Origin of the sequence: Arthrobacter sp. Soil736 (genome assembly GCF_001428005.1) — a bacterium.
In the GTDB taxonomy this organism is placed as follows: Bacteria; Actinomycetota; Actinomycetes; order Actinomycetales; family Micrococcaceae; genus Arthrobacter.
Window position 1 is genome coordinate 8,146 of sequence record NZ_LMSB01000021.1, and the last position, 19,271, is coordinate 27,416.

The 19,271-nt window shown below is 61.4% G+C and carries 13 protein-coding genes; 6 read left to right on the plus strand and 7 right to left on the minus strand.

Translation table 11 applies throughout. The annotated features are described in order from the left end of the window. From ASG92_RS12960 to ASG92_RS12970, 3 genes are all read left to right on the plus strand, one after another. Positions 1-351 (plus strand): CoA transferase subunit A (locus tag ASG92_RS12960; protein WP_162256320.1); only part of this gene is annotated, 351 nt, incomplete at its 5' end. Between the two features lie 70 nt (positions 352-421). Next, positions 422-1,087, plus strand: a complete 666-nt coding sequence (locus ASG92_RS12965) for a 3-oxoacid CoA-transferase subunit B (RefSeq protein ID WP_056628942.1) — start codon at positions 422-424, stop codon at positions 1,085-1,087. Further along, positions 1,078-2,274: an acetyl-CoA acetyltransferase gene (locus ASG92_RS12970; protein ID WP_056628943.1), complete on the plus strand. Its 1,197-nt coding sequence runs from the start codon at positions 1,078-1,080 to the stop codon at positions 2,272-2,274. The genes ASG92_RS12965 and ASG92_RS12970 overlap by 10 nt, the downstream gene beginning before the upstream one ends. 432 nt (positions 2,275-2,706) lie before the next feature. Here the strand turns inward: ASG92_RS12970 and ASG92_RS12975 are convergent, their stop codons facing one another. After that, the gene (locus tag ASG92_RS12975) at positions 2,707-4,521 is read right to left on the minus strand and encodes a glycoside hydrolase family 15 protein (protein ID WP_056628945.1); all 1,815 of its coding nucleotides are present in this window, start codon (positions 4,519-4,521) and stop codon (positions 2,707-2,709) included. A gap of 949 nt (positions 4,522-5,470) precedes the next feature. On the opposite strand from ASG92_RS12975, the gene ASG92_RS12980 reads away from it, so the two are divergent. Continuing rightward, complete coding sequence (locus ASG92_RS12980; protein WP_056628947.1) at positions 5,471-5,869, plus strand: carboxymuconolactone decarboxylase family protein; 399 nt, start codon at positions 5,471-5,473, stop codon at positions 5,867-5,869. A gap of 119 nt (positions 5,870-5,988) precedes the next feature. Next, positions 5,989-8,784, plus strand: a complete 2,796-nt coding sequence (locus ASG92_RS12985; RefSeq protein WP_056628948.1) for a LuxR C-terminal-related transcriptional regulator — start codon at positions 5,989-5,991, stop codon at positions 8,782-8,784. Positions 8,785-8,823: 39 nt separating this feature from the next. On the opposite strand, the gene ASG92_RS12990 is transcribed toward ASG92_RS12985, so the two are convergent. From ASG92_RS12990 to ASG92_RS13010, 5 genes are all read right to left on the minus strand, one after another. Continuing rightward, positions 8,824-9,651 (minus strand): hypothetical protein, encoded by an 828-nt coding sequence (locus ASG92_RS12990; RefSeq protein WP_056629033.1) that lies wholly within the window; start codon positions 9,649-9,651, stop codon positions 8,824-8,826. Positions 9,652-9,771: 120 nt separating this feature from the next. Then, a complete protein-coding gene (locus tag ASG92_RS12995; protein ID WP_056628949.1) occupies positions 9,772-12,102 on the minus strand; it encodes a hydantoinase B/oxoprolinase family protein in 2,331 nt (776 codons plus the stop codon). Between the two features lie 59 nt (positions 12,103-12,161). After that, positions 12,162-14,288: a hydantoinase/oxoprolinase family protein gene (locus tag ASG92_RS13000; RefSeq protein WP_056628950.1), complete on the minus strand. Its 2,127-nt coding sequence runs from the start codon at positions 14,286-14,288 to the stop codon at positions 12,162-12,164. A 15-nt stretch (positions 14,289-14,303) separates the two neighbouring features. Continuing rightward, positions 14,304-14,759 carry an acetone carboxylase subunit gamma gene (locus tag ASG92_RS13005; protein WP_056628953.1) on the minus strand — a complete coding sequence of 152 codons (456 nt, stop codon included), beginning with the start codon at positions 14,757-14,759 and terminating at the stop codon, positions 14,304-14,306. A gap of 40 nt (positions 14,760-14,799) precedes the next feature. Beyond that, positions 14,800-16,728: a hydantoinase/oxoprolinase family protein gene (locus ASG92_RS13010; protein ID WP_056628956.1), complete on the minus strand. Its 1,929-nt coding sequence runs from the start codon at positions 16,726-16,728 to the stop codon at positions 14,800-14,802. Between the two features lie 657 nt (positions 16,729-17,385). Here ASG92_RS13010 and ASG92_RS13015 point away from each other — a divergent pair. Further along, a complete protein-coding gene (locus ASG92_RS13015) occupies positions 17,386-18,282 on the plus strand; it encodes a 2-hydroxy-3-oxopropionate reductase (RefSeq protein WP_056628961.1) in 897 nt (298 codons plus the stop codon). Positions 18,283-19,023: 741 nt separating this feature from the next. Here the strand turns inward: ASG92_RS13015 and ASG92_RS13020 are convergent. Further along, the gene (locus ASG92_RS13020; protein WP_056628962.1) at positions 19,024-19,239 is read right to left on the minus strand and encodes a hypothetical protein; all 216 of its coding nucleotides are present in this window, start codon (positions 19,237-19,239) and stop codon (positions 19,024-19,026) included. Positions 19,240-19,271 lie beyond the last annotated feature (32 nt).

The window sequence follows — 19,271 nt, forward strand, 5'->3', positions numbered from 1 at the left end:
CTCGTCGCCGAAGGCAAGCCGCTCGCGGAGTTCGACGGCGAAACCTACGTCCAGGAGCGGGCCATCCGGGCCGACCTCGCCCTGGTCCACGCGCACACCGCGGACACCGACGGCAACCTGATCTACCGCTACACCGCACGGAACTTCAATCCGGTGGTGGCCACCGCGGGTGCCGTCACCATCGCCGAGGCCGAGGCCATAGTCGAGCCCGGCGCCCTGGACCCCAACCACATCGTCACGCCCGGCGTCTACGTCCAGCGCCTGGTCCGGGCCAGCGGCAGGGTCAAGGACATCGAGCAGCGCACGGTCCGCCCGAGGGTCGAGCCCGCCTCCGCAGCAGCCCCGGCCTGATTAGCCCCGCCAACCCAGCGCGAACGAACACTTAAGCCCCCCGCAACTTTGAGAACCCAAGGAGAACCCCATGGCCTGGACCAGGGATGAAATGGCCGCCATCGCGGCCGAGGAACTGAACGACGGCGACTACGTCAACCTCGGCATCGGCATCCCCACGCTCGTGGCCAACAACCTGCCCGAGAGCGTGCGCGTGGTCCTGCAGAGCGAAAACGGGCTGCTCGGCATGGGCCCGTTCCCCTACGACGGCGAGGAGGACGCCGACCTCATCAACGCCGGCAAACAGACCGTCACCGTACTTCCCGGCGGCAGCATCTTCGACTCCGCCACATCCTTCGGCATGATCCGCGGCGGACACGTCAAGGTGGCCATCCTGGGCGCCATGCAGGTCTCCGGTAACGGCGACCTCGCCAACTGGACCATCCCCGGCAAGATGGTCAAGGGCATGGGCGGCGCCATGGACGCCAAGGACGGCACCGCCAAGATCGTCAAGGAATGCACCCTGCCGCTCACCGGGCTGAGCTGCGTGGACCGGATCATCAGCGACCTCGCCGTCTTCGACCTCGTGAGGAACGAACAAGAAACAGGCGGCGGCCGGCGCCTCACGCTCACCCGCCTCGCCCCGGGCGTCACCGTCGAGGAAATCCGCGAGAAAACCGAGGCGGAATTCACCGTCGCGCTTGAAGCAGCAGATGCACAGGAAGAAACACTGGAAGTTGCCACCGCATGGGCCTGAAAGAACAGTTCGGCAAGGATGTCCTGCTAACCGGCTGGGGCCACAGCCGCTTCGGCAAACTCACCGACGAGACCCTCGAGTCCCTGATCGTGCAGGTCGCCGCCGAGGCGATCGACAACGCCGGGATCGAGCCCGGGCAGATCGATGAGATCTACCTTGGCCAGTTCAACTCCGGCATGATGCCGCTTGCATTCCCATCCTCCCTCGCACTGCAGGTGTCCGACCAGCTGGCCAACGTGCCGTCCACCCGCGTCGAGAACGCCTGCGCCTCAGGATCGGCCGCTTTCCAGCAAGGCTCCAAGTCGCTGCTGGCCGGGACCGCGAAATCAGTCCTGGTGATCGGTGCCGAGAAAATGACGAACGCCGGAGCGGACGTCGTGGGCGCGGCACTGCTGGGGGCGAACTACGACATGGCCGGCCAGACGTCCACCACCGGATTCACCGGGCTCTTCGCAGACGTCGCCAAGCACTACGCGAAGCGCTACGGAGCCGGCGTCGAGAATCTCGGCGATGTCCTCGGCACCATTGCGGCGAAGAACCACCGCAACGGCGCAGACAACCCCTACGCCCAGCTCCGCAAGGATCTGGGCGAGGAGTTCTGCCGCACCGTCTCGGACAAAAACCCGATGGTGGCCGATCCGCTGCGCCGCACGGACTGCTCCCCCGTGTCCGACGGCGCCGCCGCCGTCGTGCTGTCTATCTCACCGACCGGCGGGGCCACTGCCCCGGTGCGGCTCGCCGGATTAGGCCACGCGAACGACTTCTTCCCCGCAGAACGCCGCGACCCCACCGCCTTCGCCGCCACCCGCGTCTCCTGGCAGCGCGCCCTGGCGATGGCCGGCGTCGGGCTTGAAGACTTGGACTTCGCAGAAGTCCACGACTGCTTCACCATCGCCGAGCTGCTCATGTACGAGGCCATGGGACTGACCGAACCGGGCCAGGGATCCCGCGCCCTGGCGGAAGGCTGGGTGTTCAAGGACGGGAAGCTGCCCGTCAATGTTTCCGGCGGCCTCAAAGCCAAAGGCCACCCCGTCGGCGCCACCGGCGTGTCCCAGCACGTCATCGCCGCCATGCAGCTCACCGGCACCGCCGGCGACATGCAGCTCGCCAATCCCCGGCGCGCCGCCGTGCAGAACATGGGCGGCGTAGGCATCGCCAACTACGTCAGCATCCTCGAAGCCGTCTAACGCCGAATGCGGGCAGCTACCTGGACGGGAATCAATATGAATGCAACACGCACGCTCGGCCCCGTGGAAAGCGCCACGCTCCGGTCGCCTGCGTCCGACATCAAACATTCGACGGACCCGGCGCGAAGCCGTCCGGGTAGACGAAGCCAGCCGCTCCTGACACAGCAATGGAAACACCTATGGGCATCAAATGCCCCGGTACCAGTGCCGGAGCTATCGTCACCACCGGCCCGGCCTGTTGTTCATGCGGGTCCCGCCAGGCCGCAGATCATTCCGCCGCCCGGGAGTAGCCCGGACGGGCTTCTTGGCTGGGCGGCACAAACTGCCAGTCGGGACACTACGCGCCCCGATGTCAGTCGCTCTGGGAGCAACTCAGCGGAAGACTTCTTACGGGAAGCCGGCGGAGGCGCACCGCATCTCCGTCAAAATACGCTATTCAATAACCGCCAGACTGAGCCGGTCAACTCCGTGCATTGCATCCGCCGCCCGCACAAGCGCTAAATGCGAAAATGCCTGCGGGAAGTTGCCCGCCATCCGTTTTTCCTTCACTGCGTATTCTTCGCTGAGCAGACCGACTTCATTGGAGAGCCCTACGAGCTTGTCCATCAGAGCCCTGGCTTCAGTCCAGCGACCGGTGCGGGCGTACTGCTCCACCAGCCAGAAGGAACACGCGAGAAACGGATGCTCGCCCGGTTCGAGTCCGTCAACGCCGGTCTCGGTCCGGTACCGAAGAAGCAGGCCCTCATCAGTCAGTAGCTCCTTCTCCAACAGTGAAACGGTACCAAGCATGCGTTGGTCCGAGTAGGCGAGGAAGCCCACCTGCGGCAGGGCTAACAGAGCGGCGTCGACCTGTCGCCCACCATAGGTTTGCGTGAAAGACCCCAAATCGCAGTTGAAGCCCTTGTTCAATATTTCCGCGCGCAGCCGTTCCCGGAGTTCCTGCCAGTGCTCCAGCGGGCCCGGCAGTCCGTGATCACGAACCGCCCTGACCCCGCAGTCGAATGCCGCCCACATCATGGCTCTGGAATGCGTGAAATATTGGGCACTGCCGCGCATCTCCCAAAGACCAAAATCTCTGTCCTCGAGGTGGTGCTCCACATAGCCCAGGAGAGCACGCTGTAATGCCCAGGAAAAGTGGTCTTCCTTGCCGCCGGCTAGACGCAGCCTTTCCAAAGCAACCAGGACTTCTCCCACTACATCGGCCTGGTACTGGGAGACCGCAGCGTTGCCAATCCGCACCGGTATCGCGTCCTGGTAACCAGGCAGATGGTCCAGTTCTTTCTCCGGCAGGTCCCGCTCACCTGCGACTCCATACATAATCTGGATGTCCTCCGGATCACCGGCAAGGGCACGCAACAGCCAGTTGCGCCACTTCAAAGCCTCCGATTCATAGCCATGCGTCAACATGGATTCCAGCGTCAACGAGGCGTCTCGAAGCCAGCAATAGCGGTAGTCCCAGTTGCGTGAACCGCCAAAATCCTCCGGTAAGGACGTTGTAGGAGCGGCGACGATGCCTCCCGTTTCATAGTGCGTCAGAGCGCGCAGCACCAACAAAGATCGTTTGACTGCGCCTCCGTATACCCCGTCCTGACGGCAATGGCCGCCCCACCGGGTCCAATAGTGCACGGCCTCATCAAGGGCAGAGTCGACTTCGACGGCGGCCGGCACGCCACGGTGCGACGGAAACCAAGTCAGCTCGAAGTTCGCACTCTCACCAGCTGTAACCACAAATTCGCCGACGTGCCGAGCATCGTGGGCCTGGGGCAGATGACGCCCTCGCAATGCCCAGGCATCCGGTCCGGCCATGGCCAGTAATATTTCTGAGCCGCGCGTGGCGTTCTCGCGATGTCGGCTGACCCACGGCAATACGGCACCGTAGCGTGGACGAATCCTCAACTCCTGGATCATGGTCACACTTCCGCTCAGTCCTGTGACCCGACGTACAAGGGATGAACGGCCTTCCCCGAGTGGCATGAAGTCGGTAATCGTGGCCTCCCCGCTGGAGGTCTGCCACATTGTCTCCAAGACAAAAGTGGACTCCTTATAGCGACGGCTCACAACGACAGCCTCCGGCTGCTTGGGAGCGAGCAGCCACCGCCCGTGTTCTTCACTTCCCAGCAGAGCGCCAAAAATTGATGCGGAGTCGAAGCGTGGCAAACAGAGCCAGTCAACGCTGCCCTGGCGGGAGATTAGACATCCTGTAGAGAGATTCGACAGGAGCGCATAGTCCTCTATCGAAGCGGCCATAACTCAACTCAAGCACAAGGGTTTGAACAGCGTCAGGTCCGAACCGAGATACTCATCAAGCCGTCAACGCCCGATGCAGATAGGCCTGAGGCTCCGGCACCAAGCCACCGGGGCTCTATGGCCGGAGGGTCGCCACTCCTCCCCACCCGGGTGGGGAGGAGTGGCCCGAAAAGTTCACCCGGGAAGGTAGTTGCGGGCCACTCCGGCTGCTGAGCCAGACTGAAAACAGGACACCACCAGTGTCACAGCGAGGCAATAGATATTGAGGGAGTAGTCATGGAACGGCCTGTCAACGTCGACAGTGGTGACACACTAACCGCTTCTCGTGTCCGGATTGGCCGAGGTCTTTCGGCAATGAATTCGACCCCGGAGCGGGCCGTCTGCGGCGCCCCCGTTGCGCAAGAGGGGGACCGAGATGACGCGTGAGGAGGCTTACGCCCGTTGCCCCGACGATTCATATGTGGAGCTATACGGCCAGCAGTGGTTAATAGTTCCGTTCGCGCCGATCGAGCAGCCGAAGTTCTTCGTCTGCACGCCAGGGTTAAAGGGCGCGAGCCTGTGAGTTATGTCCCTGCCGCTGTCCGGTCGGCCGCAATGGCGCATCCACCATGTTCTCCATAAAGAGGACCGGCATAAGGACAGCTGTCGCATGTCTGCGTCTGGGTGGCCGGGATCCCTACGCCCTACACCAACGAGGCGACGTTCTGGCGGGCGTAACACCGGAGTCGGAACACTGGCCGCCGGGCAAGACCATGGCGGTCCTCACCGCCCAGGGATGAATAAACGGACGCCATAACTGCCGGACAGCAGAGCCCGCGAGTCTCTCCTCTCAGCATCTGCGTTCCAAGCTCGTGGCAACAAACTACCCGACGGCGTCCGCGTCGCCGCCTCGTGGCAAACACCCCACCTGCGGGCATCGCCAATCAGCCACAGCAGAAAGGGCACACCGATGACAACTTCAGGAACACATCAGAAGGGCTACGACACGGGTTTGGGGATCCGCAAGACCGTCATGGGGGCAGCCCACGTCGAACGCAGCCTTGGGCAGACCAGCGACTTTTCCCGCCCTGTCCAAGAGCTCGTCACCGAGTACGCGTGGGGGAAAGTATGGTCCAGGCCCGGGCTGGATCCGAAGACGCGAAGCATGCTGAATCTGGCGATGCTGACCGCCCTCAACCGTCCCCATGAATTCGCAGGACATGTCCGCGGCGCGGTTAACAACGGTGTGACGGAACAGGAAATACAAGAAGTACTGTTGCAGACAATGATCTACTGTGGCGCGCCTGCTGCTCTTGAGTCTTTTCGCGTGGCCGAGATAGTCCTGCGGGAGATGCGGCAGCAGGATTAGAAATCCTGGCCGGCAAACCAGCACGGCTGCACCGCGCTGTTTTTGAAACATTTGTTGCCATAGGATTTTAGAGGGTATTTCGCATTCCCGGCGAACGTCGGTCCACTAGGAGGTGGCAGATGGCGGTGGTGCCGCCCGGTGCTTCAAGCAAGTTCCGTTCCCCGAAACCGGTCGGGAAATGGGTTCCCAGGACGCGCCTGACCGATTTTCTCAATGCCGAGCCTAGTTGGCGCCTGGCCCTAATCCATGCCCCGGCAGGCTTCGGCAAATCCACCCTGGCGGCCCAATGGATGGAGCTTCTCGCCTCACAAGGACGGACGACAGTGTGGCTCTCCCTGGACCGGGATGACAACAACACCATCTGGTTCTTGTCCCATTTGCTGGAAGCCATCGGAAGGGCAAGGTCGGGGTTCGATGACGACCTGCAGCAGCTGCTCGAGGAACGGCCCGATGACGCAGAACGATATGTTATCCCTGCCCTCATCAACGCCATCGATGAAAGCGGTCAGGACATAGTCGTCGTGTTGGATGACTGGCATTTGGTCACGGACAAACGCACCCTGGACGTCATTGAACGCCTGTTGGACGCTGGCGGGGCGCATCTGTCCTTCATCATCACGAGCCGAACTCGCTCAGGGCTCCCGCTCGGGCGTCTTATGGTACGCGGCCAGCTGGTTGAGGTGGATGCCGTCTCGTTGCGGTTTGACCGGACGGAATCCCAGTCTTTTCTGGTAGACATTAACCGCCTGGACCTCGATGGAGAGGACGTGGCCAGCCTCCATCGGACAACGGAAGGCTGGATTGCTGCTCTGCAACTCGTGTCCCTCTCCTTGCGCGATCATCGGGAGGCCTCGGCCCTGATCGAACGCCTTTCCGGAGGGCATCAGTCGATTGGTGAGTACCTGGCGGAGAACGTTTTCAATACTCTGGAACCGGACGTGCTGAACTTCCTCTTGACCTCTTCTGTTCCGGAGCGGCTCTGCGCGGGGCTCGCGTCCGCGCTGTCTGGTGTGGGACAAGGCCAAGCGATGCTCGAACAGGTCCAGGCCCAGGACTTGTTTTTGCAGCCGCTTGACGAGGACGGCACCTGGTACCGCTACCATCATCTCTTCGAGGACTATCTGCGGCGCCGCCTGGAGCGCGACTACCCGGGACGTATCAGGGAGCTGCATCTGACGGCCGCGCGCTGGTATTCGGAGAACGGATTCCCAAGCGACGCTGTCGACCATGCATTGGCCGCACGTGACGTGGATTTCGCCGTGGAAATCGTGGAGTCCCGCGCGATGTGGCTGGTGGAACACTCAAGTATGGCGACCCTGCTTGCGCTCGTCGGCAAAATCCCGGCTGGTCGTGTTGCTGGCCAGGCGAGGCTCCAGATGGCCATCGCATGGGCAAACACGCTGCTTCACCTAGCCGCAGAAGCGCAGGTCGCCCTCGACCAGGCCCAGGCCGTGATGCCCTCCGATGCGACACTGAGTGACGACGACCGCTTTGAACTCGGAGTTGAGAGCCTTGTCGTCCAGAGCTGCATCGATATGTACGGTGACAATGTGAGCCGCGTTGGAGAATTGGATGAAAAGTGCTTCGCGCAAGCGAGCAGGCTTCGACCTTGGATCGTTTCGGTGGGAGCAAATCTGTCAACGTTCAAGAAAATTCACGACGGCCAGTACGAGCTTGCACTGGAACAGCAACTTTGGGCGAACACGTTTCACAACCAAGTCTCCGGCCCATTCAGTAATGTCTACGGACACTGCTTTGCGGGCCTGGCAGCCTATGCGCTCCTCGACATGGATCAGGTCGAAAAGCAATTCGCTCTTGCCGTCGAACTGGGACGAAGCCACGCTGGACGACACTCGCACGCCGCCCGCCTGGCCGCGGCCATGAAGGGCCAACTCCTTTACGAACGTGGCGCTCTAGACAAAGCCGAAAGGCTTCTTGAAGAGACACATGAGCTGGGATCAGAAGGCGGAGTCGTGGACTTCATGATTTCCACCTTTGCCACACTCGCCAGAATCAAGGAACTTCGTGGAGACTCATCTAAGGCCGCTGAGATACTCGACGAAGGCGACTCCGTCGCCGACAGCTTGGGACTTTCGAGGCTAAAACTCGTCATCAATCTTGAACGGGTGCAGCTGGGCCTCAAGTCCAGGACATTCCAACCGGGCCTCGCCCCTGGCGTTCCCGTAGTGCACGGCACTCCGGGACAACGGCTTGAGGGACTGGCCGAAACCAGCTACCAGATTTTCCTGGCCACCCAGATCCGTTCGGCGCTGGCCGATGCCGCCCCCGCCGGCGCAGCTACTCCTGAGCACCTCGCCGCCGTCGAGATGGCCCGTCTTCTGCTGGGACGAGCTGCGGCCTACTCGGGCCCGCGGTCAGAATTGCACGCCCGCATACTGTTGTCCGCGGCGCTCCAGCAGGCAGGACTCCATGACGAGGCTGAAGATATCATCGTCCCGGCGCTCAACACATGTTGCAGGTTGGGCCTTGTCAGGCCAGTACTGGACGGCGGCGCTGCCTGCTCCGAACTGGTGCGTACGGTCTCTGAAAAACTGAGGCTGGGAACAGCGAACTACGATTACCACCCAGATCTCGGGGGGTTTCTCAGTCTCCTGATCCGGCTGGATTCAAATGCAGCCGTCAACCGCGGAAGTTCCCCACTTCGAAGCACGGCACCGTACAACAGCAGGTCCGCAGCGCCGTCTGTCGCAGAGCCAGGCTTGTCACAACGAGAACAGACCATTCTGCTGCTGGTTGACAAGGGCCGGTCCAATCGCGAAATCGCCCAGGAGCTTCACTTGGGGATCAACACTGTGAAGTGGTATCTGAAGAACCTGTTCATCAGCCTTGGCGTAGGCGACCGCCAAGGCTGTGTCGATGAAGCGCGCCGCAGGCATTTGCTGCAGTCGGATTGAACTGCGAATAGAACTGCGGGGCCGGCAGGCTACGGCCTGCTACGCGAGGGCATCGAGGCGCAACAGCACGTCTTCCGGCCGTGCTGAACTTGGTATCTCGGCGAAGTAGAAGTCTGCTGGCGGGAGCTGTACGTCCGTATCCAGCCAAAAGCCTGCAGGGATGTACCCGCCCACCGCAGTGTCCGCGTGCAGCTGCACTTGTGCGTCGTCCAGCTGCCCTAGGGTCCACCGATAATTGCTGGTCACGTTGGCGATAGGCGTATAGGCCTCCAACGCAACGGGCACGCGTCCGTGACCGTCGTCAGGCGTGCGGTTATCCAGCAGGAGGCCGGCGACGGGCAGTGCCGCGAAGGAACGCAACCAGTCGCTGACGTACATCGAGGCGTTTTCAGCGTCGTCTGCGGCCAGGTCGCTCAGGCTGACAGCACCCCCAAAGCGGTGTGTGCCGATGAGCCATTCCATCGGAGAGGGGATACGAAGGACAACGGGCTGACGCGCCGTCTGAGCGAACACAGTGGCGAATTCAAGCACTGCCTTGTTTGTGTCATCGTCTGCCAACAAAGTCCGGAGCGCGTATCCGGTCCGGGACTTGCCCGCCATTGCCGCCTCAAGCCGCGAATTTCCGGCAGTCAGATGGTCGTAGAGTCGCTCCAGGTCCAAAAGCGCAACATCCGGCCTCAGGAGCCCTTGGGCCTGAGCGAAAAAAGCCGAATAGGCTGTGACATTGTCCCAGGGAACCTCGCCTCCGCGAAGTATCACGGAGGTTGCATACTCATGGTGGTCAAACAGCACCGCTTTGGGCCGGCCCGACCCTGGAGTGGCAACAACAGCGGCAAGGGTGGCAGGAGTGGTAAGGGTAGAAGTCATGACGTCTCTCTCGGAAATTTGCTGTTTCAAGCCGTCAGCGCCGCACCGTCCTGGACTGTGGAGGATGCGGCGCCGAAGGCTTCTCTATGGTTGGTCCTGATCAGGACTTTCGATGAAGGATTAGGACCTGCGCTGGATGACCTCCCCGTGTTTCGTTTCGAGCTCGCGGATCCTTTCCTCCAGCTGGCTGATCTTCACTTCCCGCCGGTCTGGAAGCATGATCAGCGGCAGCTTGTCCACGGTCGCTTTGACCCGTTCCGGGCCGTCGCTGGTGAAGTGTGTCGCTGTCAGCTCGTCGGTATCGTCGCCCCAGGACCCGTAGTAGAGCAGGTCCTTCGGAGGCTCGGGCTGCACGTAGCTTTCAAGAAACTCCTTGTACGGCTTGCCCCGGGCTATGCGGGCGCGGCGGGCATCTTGACGCAACTGGACTGTTGCTTCTTCGTCCACCACGAAAGTGTCAGGATTCCACACAACGCCATAGATGGTGGTGGCAACGTTCGCGGAAATGCGGCCGAGCTCCAGATCCTTGGCCACCGCTTCGGGCTCGCGTTCGAGCACGTCACCATAGCCGCCGCCGGAGCCCTGGGCGATCATGTACAGCTCGCCGTCCTTGGCGACGTCGAACTGCAGCCCCATATGGGCAGTGGTGTATTTCCCGCCTTCATAGGGTTGTTCGTTCATGATCCTCTCCATGGACAGATCAAACTGACTGGGGTCCTTGCGGATGACGTCGTAGATGTTGATGCCCTTGACCATGGCCAGCGGGTTGGTGCTGCAGCCGTAGCCGCCGAACATTCCGGTCACAGAGGAGAACTTGGAGCCCGAGGCAACGGTCATGAAGCCCCACAGTGGCGTTCCTTCGGCGGCTACGATCATCTCGTAACCCATGCCGCCGCTGTTCTTTCCGAAGCCCTGGTTGTCGCGGACGATTCGTTTGCTGACGAGCTGCATGAAAGGAACTTCCTCTTCCATAACTTCCTGTTCAGCAGTGTCAGCCATGGCACAGAACAACGGTGAGACCGCATCTTCGCCGTCGCGGAACGCCTTGGCTCCGCCGCCCATGCCGTTGAGGTCCGCACACAGGTTGCCCACCTGGTCGCCGTGCTGGGTCAGGCCTCCCCACAGGAACGTGTTGATCTGGTTGAACCACGGGGCCAGGACATTGGAGAACTTTTCCGGGTTGGAGAACTGCATCTTGGCAAAGGCTGTCTGCAGCGCAGAGAATCCACGGAACGAGGCTTGCAGTGACTGCCCCATCGGTGCGTCATAGCCGGCATCGGCCCACGTGTGTTCATCCGAGATGATGTCGATGGGGGACATCGCCGAGGTGCACCTTGGCAGATCCGGCCACCAGAACGCGAGAATCGCCTGCATCATCATCGATTTGACCGAACACAGCGGCGAATTGATGGCCCGGTTGAGGATTTCCGGGCCTGTGCCGCGCAGGTCGACCGTCATTTTGTCGCCCTTGACCGTTATCTTGCAGGCGAGTTTGATCAGGATGTTTTCTTTCAGGGTGGAGTCCATGAACTGGTTGAAGGTCACGGTCCCATCCGGCAGCTCGCTGATGCGGCGTTTGACTTCCTGCTCCACGTCTTCAACCGTGACTCGCAGGGCGGCTACGAATGTCTCGATCCCCACTTCGTCAATGATGCTGTCGACGCGTTCCTGGATGCGCTGGACTGCACCGATCTTGACCTTGATATCGGCCAGCTGCAGTTTGGGGTCGCGGACTGAGTGCTGCAGGAACGTCAGCAGATCCCGGCGGAGTTCGCCCTTTTCAACAATCTTGAACGGTGACATCCGCAAGCCGTCATCGAACGGTGTCTCGGAACCGGACGGCATCCCGCCGGGCTCGCAGGCACCGTTCTCTCCCTCGTGGATGGTCGCCGCGACCCACGCGATGATCTGCCCATCGCGCATGATCGGGGTAATCATCGACTGGTCGGTGTTGTGGACGTTGCCGTACCGGGCATCGTTGTGGATGAATCCGTCGCCGGGGTTGATCCCGACGGTTGGCTCGTCCTTCCAGTACTTCATGATGTAGCGGATCGGGTGGTGCAGGATCGCGGAGAATGCGATGACCCCGTGGCAGGACAGGTAGGTGACGTCCCCTTCTGCGGTGTAGATCGCCGTCGTCAGGTCCCCCCACTTTGCTCCGGGGGCGGCCCCCATGGCCTCACACATTTCGTAGCCCTCGTCCAGGGCGCCTGCCAGCCGTTTGCGGATGCGGTCGACCTGGATGGGGTCCACACCCTTGGAGATGCACTCCTCCTCATAGGCCGAGCGGGAAGTGATCTGGTGGCTGCGCATGATTGCCGGGTCCGGACCGAGGAAGAGGGTTGTTTCGTCCATGAACTGGTCCACCCACTGCTGCTCCTGGGCAGTCAGCGGCTGCGAAGCATCGTCGGCTCCGCCGGCCGTGCTGGTTTCATTTGCTGTAAGCGTCATTGCTGTCTGGCTCCTTCAATGGGAATAGCTGGAAGGTCTTGATGAGATGTGCCACGGGGTCAGTCTTTGAGGAACCACACAGCGCCCTGGGATGTGGGTTCCAGGCGCCACGAGGGCTCGACGAGATAGGTGGTGTTCTCGGTGGTTACGATCGCCGGGCCGTGGATGACGTGCTGGTGGTGCAGAGCCTCGGCATCGTAGACCGGCGTATCAACGGCTCCGTCGATCTTCACGAAGTGGACCTGCCTCGTGCCGATAGGGGACGGCATGGTCCGGTCGTGGCCGGAGTCGATCGAATCGAACTTGACGACGTCACCCTCCACGTAGGAGGACACGCGAACAGTCTGTGCCCTGATGCCGGCCTCGGGTGCCTGGCTGCCGGCACCGTAGCGCTGACCGTAGATGTCGGAGAACGTCCGTATGAGATGGAGTACATCGGCGACGCCGTTCACGCGGTTGATGTCGAAGACGACTGCCGTGGTCACCAGCTGGTTGCCATAACGCAGGTCCATCTCGAGGCTGTGGCGGATGTCGGTAGGGTTGTAACCCTGACGGACCAGGTCTTCCCTGCCCTTGGCTTCGAGCTCCTGGATGACTCGGTTCAGCTCGTCGTAGCTCTTGTAGAGGCTACGGTCGGTTGGGTTGTAGAGGACCACATGTGAACCCCGCTCGTGGATGTGAAGGGGCTTCATGTTGCCGGCTCCGCAGGCTGAAAAAACTGAAGAGAACGGCGGCGCGAGAATCTTACGAATACCTGCGTGGTCGGCGATGCCGCAAGCGTGCAGCGGACCGTTGCCGCCATAGGCCAGCATGGTGAAGTCTTCCGGAAGATAGCCCCGGACCCGCAGCTCCTTCGACATGCCGATGGCCATTTGCTCGTCGACGGCGTTCTTGACGATCTTGGCAACCTCAATAGTGTCCATGTTCAATTCATCGGAGAGAACTTCATCAATGGCGTAAATGGAGCGCTTCTTGTTCAGCTTGATGTAGCCGTTGGCGTAGTTGTCCGGATCAAGGTATCCCAGGACCAGGTCAGCGTCGGTGACAGTCGGGCGGAGGCCGCCACGGTCGTAACAGGCCGGACCGGGGTCAGAACCGGCGGATTCCGGCCCGATCTGCACCGAATGGTGGATCCGGTCATAGCTGGCTATCGAACCTCCCCCGGCGCCCAGGGTCAGCAGGTGGATCATCGGAACCGAGACCAGCCAGCGTCCGATAGTCGGCTGGAAGTCGTAGTGCTTGACCCCTCCCTCAGGGACGAGCCCGATGTCGAAGGACGTGCCGCCCATGTCCGTGGAAATGACATTCCCCAAGCCCGTGCTATCAGCCAGGTGTTGGGCGGCACCTACTCCGGCGATGGGCCCGGAGTGGATGGTCTGTAGCGCGTCGGTGGAATTCGACTGTGCCATGCCCCCTGAGTTGTGGATGACAAGCATAGGTTTGTCATAGCCGGACCCGCGGAGGTTGTTCGACAGCTGCCCGAGTGCGTGGAACATGATTTCGTGCAGAAAGGCGTCAACAATGGTTGAGGTTGCCCGCACATATTCGCCCTTTCGCCCGGACACCTGGCTGCCCAACAGAACAGGGATGGCCCCGAGCTCGTGAGCCGGGTACTCGTCCAGGATGATGTCCAGGATCTGCTGTTCGTGGACCGGATTCTCCGTCGAATTGACCAACGAGACCACGATGGCCTCCGCGCCGTTGTCCACGAGTTCGCGCACCTGCGTGCGGACGTCGTCTTCCATCAGGGAAACGACAACCTTTCCCGCTGAGTTGATCCGTTCCTTTACAGAGCGGATCAAGCTTCGAGGTACGAGAGGATCCGGGCGGGTAGCATCCGGCATATTCTGCTGCTTGGAAGGGTCCAGGCCCTCTCCATAGCCGCGTCCACGGGAGAGCGGGATTGTGTCCTCAAACCCGTGGGTGACCAGTGCGCCGACCCTCGGCCCCTTTCCTTCGATGAGTGCGTTGGTGCCGAGGGTTGTTGCGTAGCGGACCGAATCGACCTCCGCCAGGACGAGATCGCGGTCGAGTCCAGCGCGCGAGCAGGCAAGGTCGAGTGCTTCGTTGAAGCCCTGGGCCAGATTGTGGTGGGTTGTCAGCGCCTTCGCTTCAACATACTTGCCGTCCCACGCGAAGAAACAATCGGTAAATGTACCGCCGATGTCAACGGAAATTCGTTTCATGACCAATGGATTCCTTTAACTGTGCGAATGAGGGGCGGACGAGGAGAGGCTGTTGTACGAGCCAAGGGCGGGACTGAAGTCGGCAACGGCCTCTTCGCCGGGCCCGTAGTTGATGACGAATTCAGGGTCGACTCCACGTTTCGTCCACTTTTCGCGGAGCGAGTCGATATCCCACAGCATGTCCACGGTGGGCGGGTGTCCTGGCGGCACATACTCCGTTTCAAGCTGCGTAGCGCAACCGGGGCAGTAGAATTCGAGGATCCGGCAGAAGGCGGGGTCGGGAGCAAACGTGAATTCGTACTTTTCCGAGTCCAAAATCGACTGGTGGATTTCCCTCGGGTCCCGGTCATAGACCAGGGTCCCCTCCTTGTAGTTACCTCTCGCGTCCCCGAGATCATGGCTGCACACCCTGCAGGTCCATCGCTCCGTGTCGAGATCGATGATCAGATATTCCGTCATTGGAATCCGCATAGCTTGTCTCACCTGTCTTCTTGCAATAGTTGTGTGTTGGTCATTTCTGGATGGTGTCTGTGAGCATGAGGTCACCGGAATCAGTCACATCAAACCTCCAGCCCTGCGGCACGCGGGACGTGAAGTAAGGGCCTTCAACGATGGCCGGGCCCATGGCTGATGCGCCGGCGGCTTGACTCTCCAGCTCGAATACCGGAACGTCTTCCACCTTGTCGGCCGCATAGCAGACCTTTCTTGTAGACGCGGCGACCGCGGGCGTCCGGGCCGCAGATTCAGCTCGCCGGATAGAGGCGTGCGGCAGCTCGTAGCGCGCGGTCAGGGTCAGCATGGTGTTGTCTTCGCGCGCGCCGGGCTGCGGCTCCGAACCCAGGTGCGGGAGCTCTGAAATCAGCTGGCCTTCGGCGTCTTCAAGAACCACTTTCCATTCGAGCGTGCATTCGCCGATGTCATGGCCTTCCTGGAACATGTCCCGAGCCGCCCGGGCTAGCAGCGTCTCCTTGGCTGCGCTGAACTCTTCGGAATCCATTCCGGTCACATTGGCCTCGTAGGTCTGCGCAATGTCAGAGAAGCCGATTCCGAAGGCTGAGAAGACCGCAGCCATCTTGGGCACCAGGACACGGCGAACACCGGCGATCCGCGCCGCGCCGCAGGCGCTCATGGGTCCTGCGCCTCCAAAGGCAGCAACCGTTGTGGTGTCCGCATCCTCGACATCGGCCGCAAAGGACTGCGCCATGCGCTGGAAGTACGCGGTCTCCATGCGCATCAGTGCGTCACCAAGCGTTATCCCCAAAGGTTCAGCGATGACTTCTGTGATGACGGCGCGGGAGCGCTCAGCATCGAGGCTGAACCCTCCATCGAGATAGGTGTCCGGATCCAGGACTCCCAGAAGTAGGTTTACGTCAGTGATAGTGGCTTGCTTCCCGCCAAAACCAAAACAAGCGGGACCTGGTGCAGCCCCGACGCTCTCGGGGCCGACGGTAATGACGCCGTCGCGAAGCGCAATGATGGAACTGCCGCCCACACCGCTGGAGTGGACGTTACTCATCTCAAACGAAACCGGAACACCCCGGATGGAGCCCCTGCGATCCGTCGAGATGGTCGAGTTCTTCACTGAGCCGACGTCGGTAGTGGTGCCTCCGACGTCGATCATGAGCACGTGCGCAAGCCCGTAGGCTTCCGACAGCGCCTTCGTTCCTTCCAGCCCGCCGCGGGGACCGGACGAGTATGTCTTCAACGCCACAGACTTAGCCACACGTGAAGAAGCTCCGTCATTGCGGTAGATCAGGAGCGGGTTCTTCACCTTGTGATCCCGCAGCCGGTGCTCGGCGCTATAGAGGAACCGCTCCATGGTCGGGTGCAGGAAGGAGTTGATGATTCCGGACCATACACGGCGGCCTCGGACGGCGTCAGGTGTGAATTCCCAAGAAAAAAGGATGGGCACGGAACCCAACAGATGCCGAGGGAATTTCCGTAGGAGGATGCCCTTGACGGCCTTCTCCGTGCTTCTTTCCGCCATGGCAATCACAAGTCTGGCTGCACCGTCGGTTGTCAGCCGGTTGACCTGTTTGACGATCTCGCCCGACAGTTGCTCCAGGTCCTGCGCGCCATCGATGACCGCCACGCGGGTGCCAACGAGGTCGTCGAACAGCTCAGCAGCGTCATCTCCGGCGCGGAGTTCCTCAGCGAGCGTATCGGTGTCTGTGAGGATTCCAATCCGCGGCCCCTTGCGTTCCACGAGCGCGTTGGTTCCCTGGGTGGTTGAGTACCGGATGTGTCGGGTTGAGTGCAAAAGTCCGGGAAGATCTTCCTCACCGAAGATCTGTTTTGACGCCTTGGCCATACCGTCGAAAAGGCATTGAGAGAGGTCGAAGGGTGTGGTGAGCGTTTTTGTGAACGTAAAACTATTACCGTCCCAGACACAGATATCGGTCAGCGTCCCGCCGTTGTCGATGTTAATGAGCCGTTCCATTGATACTCCTTTGTATGTTGAGGCGCGGAGAACGATCGGTGCTTTCCTCGGCGTGGGACTGTGAGTCAGACCACATTGAGGAGTGGCCTCAGTTTCGCCCCTGAAGCGGTGTGGCCGTCCACTACCTTGCCGGGTGGATTATGCAAGAGAGGGGCCGGCCACCCGGGTGGGGGTGGGACTGGCCGGGATGAAAGTCTGAGTGGGCACCTGGCCGAAAAAGCTTCGGTGGGGCTGGCGATCCTAGGATCCAGAGGGCCACGATCATCGCATCCGGGGAGGGCCCAAGAGACCTAAGCTGTTGAGAGCAGCCGGCTTGCTCGCGTCGGCGAATCGCAACGCAAGCAAGGCCATCCGGGCCCTCAGCTCAAACCGTCCAAGCCGTTTTGCTTGCCCGAAACTCCCCCATTTCGCCCAACGCGATGCCAGATCAAGGAACTTAAGATGATTAGCCCTTCAGGTCTAAACAACGGTCGCATCCCGGGACCCCCGCCGCGACCCGGGATGCGACCATTTGCTGGCGGCGGAAGTCCCTGCGGAGGGCTGCAGAGATGATCGGCGGGGCCGGGGACGCCGCGGAACACGGGTTCCGGCTCGGCTGATTCGATACGTTCGATGCTCCTCCGTTAAACACAAATCGCTCAGTAAAGGACACGAACAATGAATGCTGTTCCCAGGAGAGTCGCAGTAATTGGACTCGGAATCATGGGCCTGCCGATGGCGGTCAACCTGATCAAAGCCGGCCATACAGTCACCGGCTTTAACCGCAGCCCGGGCAAGATCGACCAACTGGCCAGTCACGGGGGCGCTGGCGCCGCCAGCACCGCCGAAGCGGTCAAGGACGCGGACATCATCATCACTGTGCTGCCGGACTCCCCGGACGTCGATGCGGTCGTCAGCGGACCGCACGGTATCTTTGCCAACGCCCAAATGGGTGCCTACTGGGTTGACTGCAGCACCATCCGCCCCGACGTCAGCGTCCGGTTGGCCGCGGCCGCCCAGGAAGCCGGCATCAGGGCTGTAGACGCCCCGGTTTCCGGCGGCGAGGCAGGCGCCATAGAGGGCAATCTCTCCATCATGGTCGGCGGCGAAACTTCCGATGTCGAGGCCGTCCGGACGGTTCTTGAGGCTGTTGGCAGCACCGTTGTGCACGTCGGTCCGGCAGGCTCGGGCCAGACCGTGAAGGCGGCCAACCAGCTCATCGTCGCGGGTAACATTGAGCTGCTGGCCGAGGCGCTGGTCTTCCTTGAGGCGCACTCGGTGGACACTCGGGCCGCTATCAAGGTTCTCGCCGGCGGTCTGGCCGGCAGCCAGGTCCTGGAGCGTAAGGCCGCCTCGATGGTCGCCCGCAGGTTCGAGCCGGGCTTCCGCGTGGATCTGCATCACAAGGACCTGGGCATTGTCACGGCCGCCGCCCGCGAGGCCGGCGTCGCCATCCCGCTGGGTGCAATGGCGGCCCGGTTGATGGCGTCGGTGCGCGCCGAGGGCCACGGCTCTCTGGACCATTCGGCGCTCCTGCTCCTTGTCGATCGGCTTTCTGGCCGGTCCAGGAGCTGAAAACCGCAACGTTCAGCCTGCGTTGTGTCATGTCAGGGCGGGAAAGCCCGGGAGCTCTTGAAGCCGGGTAGAGCCCAAGTCAACGTAGGGTTGCCTCCGCGTGACCCGCCCGCCAATCAGCCTGTCGGTACCGGCCACAACGGATCCGTCACGCTCCCGCCACCGTTGGACCGTGACGCCGTTGGCCGGTGGCGGGGATGGTGTTCGTGGGCGTTAGTGGGAATGCGCGTGTTGCGGCTCTCCGTCGCTGGTCCCTGGACCGCCGGGCTCCCTCGCCGCCCAGGGCCAGCTGATAAACGCGTGAGCAGGGCAGATGTTGAACTTGATTCGATGACGGAGGATCCATCAGATCCGACGTCCACGGCGACGGTATTGGCACCTACTGCCGGGGATCAGTTACTGTCGGCGGGTCAGGCTCAATTGCCCACGCGACTTGGTGTAAGAGACTCGCCAGCCAACCCTGCAGGCGAGCCAGCCTTCTGCGTGCGTGCCCGGCGCGTTTTTCCGCGACAACAGGCGCATCCGGCAACGCACTGCGGGCGTCGTGATTCGTTGCATTGATTAGCACGCAAGCCATCATCAGCGAATAGTCCATAGTCCTCTTCTTGTCATTTGATGTGCATTGAATTTATGTGCCGGATTGCCTCATCATCTCCTGGCACAAGAGCTACTCGCGGGCGACGGATTTGCGTCTACCCGCTGCGCAAGATGGTCTCGCCTGCCCGTCGAACCGCAGTTGATTCACCAATCCTGATGCTCGAGGGTCAGCCCGAAGGGCACGGCATCGCTGAGGGAGACGGTGAAGGAATCGTAGGCGTGTCTCGTGACGAGAATTCCCTGGCGTCCTTCGCCCATTGCTCTGGTCCTGGCGATGGCCACGGCTTCATTGAGCTGGCGGTCCATGCTGGAACGGTCTATGGCTGTGATTGCGATGGTTGGGTCAGGGGCGGTTCTCATCGATCTATCCTTCTCATATTTCGGTTATTGAG

What these genes read in the sequence shown, in the direction of transcription:
- ASG92_RS12965 (WP_056628942.1), top strand. Translation starts at nt 422, where the DNA reads ATGGCCTGGACCAGGGATGAAATGGCCGCCATCGCGGCCGAGGAACTG.
- ASG92_RS12970 (WP_056628943.1), top strand. Translation starts at nt 1,078, where the DNA reads ATGGGCCTGAAAGAACAGTTCGGCAAGGATGTCCTGCTAACCGGCTGG.
- ASG92_RS12975 (WP_056628945.1), bottom strand. Translation starts at nt 4,521, where the DNA reads ATGGCCGCTTCGATAGAGGACTATGCGCTCCTGTCGAATCTCTCTACA.
- ASG92_RS12980 (WP_056628947.1), top strand. Translation starts at nt 5,471, where the DNA reads ATGACAACTTCAGGAACACATCAGAAGGGCTACGACACGGGTTTGGGG.
- ASG92_RS12985 (WP_056628948.1), top strand. Translation starts at nt 5,989, where the DNA reads ATGGCGGTGGTGCCGCCCGGTGCTTCAAGCAAGTTCCGTTCCCCGAAA.
- ASG92_RS12990 (WP_056629033.1), bottom strand. Translation starts at nt 9,651, where the DNA reads ATGACTTCTACCCTTACCACTCCTGCCACCCTTGCCGCTGTTGTTGCC.
- ASG92_RS12995 (WP_056628949.1), bottom strand. Translation starts at nt 12,102, where the DNA reads ATGACGCTTACAGCAAATGAAACCAGCACGGCCGGCGGAGCCGACGAT.
- ASG92_RS13000 (WP_056628950.1), bottom strand. Translation starts at nt 14,288, where the DNA reads ATGAAACGAATTTCCGTTGACATCGGCGGTACATTTACCGATTGTTTC.
- ASG92_RS13005 (WP_056628953.1), bottom strand. Translation starts at nt 14,759, where the DNA reads ATGCGGATTCCAATGACGGAATATCTGATCATCGATCTCGACACGGAG.
- ASG92_RS13010 (WP_056628956.1), bottom strand. Translation starts at nt 16,728, where the DNA reads ATGGAACGGCTCATTAACATCGACAACGGCGGGACGCTGACCGATATC.
- ASG92_RS13015 (WP_056628961.1), top strand. Translation starts at nt 17,386, where the DNA reads ATGAATGCTGTTCCCAGGAGAGTCGCAGTAATTGGACTCGGAATCATG.
- ASG92_RS13020 (WP_056628962.1), bottom strand. Translation starts at nt 19,239, where the DNA reads ATGAGAACCGCCCCTGACCCAACCATCGCAATCACAGCCATAGACCGT.